The 1,077-nt window shown below is 66.2% G+C and carries 3 protein-coding genes; 1 reads left to right on the top strand and 2 read right to left on the bottom strand.

Features of this window, described 5'->3' with window-relative positions; all coding sequences use genetic code 11:
• The coding region (locus tag PLC66_RS22825) for a hypothetical protein (protein ID WP_324544461.1) at positions 1-274 on the top strand (274 nt) is incomplete at its 5' end.
• Positions 275-337: 63 nt separating this feature from the next.
• On the opposite strand, the gene PLC66_RS22820 is transcribed toward PLC66_RS22825, so the two are convergent.
• Both PLC66_RS22820 and PLC66_RS22815 read right to left on the bottom strand, forming a co-directional pair.
• Positions 338-616: a hypothetical protein gene (locus PLC66_RS22820; protein ID WP_019726273.1), complete on the bottom strand. Its 279-nt coding sequence runs from the start codon at positions 614-616 to the stop codon at positions 338-340.
• A 65-nt stretch (positions 617-681) separates the two neighbouring features.
• Entirely contained in the window at positions 682-1,032 is a 351-nt protein-coding gene (locus PLC66_RS22815) for a DUF2958 domain-containing protein (protein ID WP_019726272.1), read from the bottom strand.
• Between the last annotated feature and the right edge of the window lie 45 nt (positions 1,033-1,077).

Raw genomic sequence — 1,077 nt, 5'->3', positions numbered from 1 at the left:
GGAAGCCGGGCCGGAGGCGTCAGCCGAGCGGAGCGAGGGAACGATGGAAGCCCGACAGGGGCGAGACGCCGCAGGCGGCTCGATGCGCAGCACGACAGCGCGACCGGCCATCTCCCAGGTGGCCGGGGACGCCCAGACTTCAAAACCGAATGGACAACAGGGTCAGGACGAGCACGCGCAGGGCATCGTGGATCTGCTGTGGATGCTGTCTGGCCGATCCGGCGCAGCCGGGTCGGCGATGTTCAGGGGCGCCAAGTCTGCGCGGCGGGGATAGCCCGCAGGGCTTTCCCCTGGAGGCAAGCGAAGCGCGTAGCGCGCCGCAAGGGGCGCGAAGGCATCAGGCCGAGTCGTCAGGACGCAGGCTGGATTGCGCAACCGGCACCCACGGCGAAGTCGAGTTCAGCAGATAGCGCGCTCCGCGCGCATAGTGACCACAAAGCCCGCTGGGCTGGTAGAAACCGGTGACGCGGCGACGGAACTGCACGCCGAACTGGTTGGTGTAGATCACCGCGTCGCCGATCTTGAAGCGCAGCGGCTGGCCGTTCTCCGGCGCGAAGGGCTTGAGCGCATCGTGCTGCGCCGTGATTTCGATGATGTAGTCGTGATGGCTGCTCATGGCATTGATCTCCTGAAATGATCGAGAAAGCGCAAGGAGCGCCTTGAGGCGCTCCAAGGGCGAGGTCAGACGACGATCCGCCCCGCCAGCCGCGCATCGCGCACGTAGGCGCTCAACCGCTTTTCGCCACGGAAAGACAGGTCGCGCTCGATCGGCAGGCCCAGCCCGCCGCGCACGCTCGCCAGCTCGTTCAAGCTGACCCAGCCGAGTTCCGGCATCCCCAGCCCCAGGTCACAAAGACCGAAAGCGTGGTCATGGTCGTCGGGGTCAATCTCGGTCAGCAGCCAGGTCGCGCCGCCGTCCGGCGTGAACAGCTTGACCACCGGGGCTGGGTCGAAGTCCGGGTTCTCCAGCGATGTGCTGCCGTTGGCCAGCAGCACGACGCGCTGCTCGGCAGTGATAAGTACGTTGTTCATGGTGAACTCCTGAAAGGTTGCCGGGCGGAATTGCCCGACCCTTCC

The sequence above is a fragment of the Thauera sp. genome (genome assembly GCF_035444905.1).
Taxonomy (GTDB): Bacteria; Pseudomonadota; Gammaproteobacteria; order Burkholderiales; family Rhodocyclaceae; genus Thauera.
Note: the sequence above shows the minus strand (reverse complement) of the source record. Positions and strands in the feature narration are given on the sequence as shown.

Coding starts and splice junctions, on each gene's coding strand:
- PLC66_RS22820 (WP_019726273.1), bottom strand. CDS start 616: ATGAGCAGCCATCACGACTACATCATCGAAATCACGGCGCAGCACGAT.
- PLC66_RS22815 (WP_019726272.1), bottom strand. CDS start 1,032: ATGAACAACGTACTTATCACTGCCGAGCAGCGCGTCGTGCTGCTGGCC.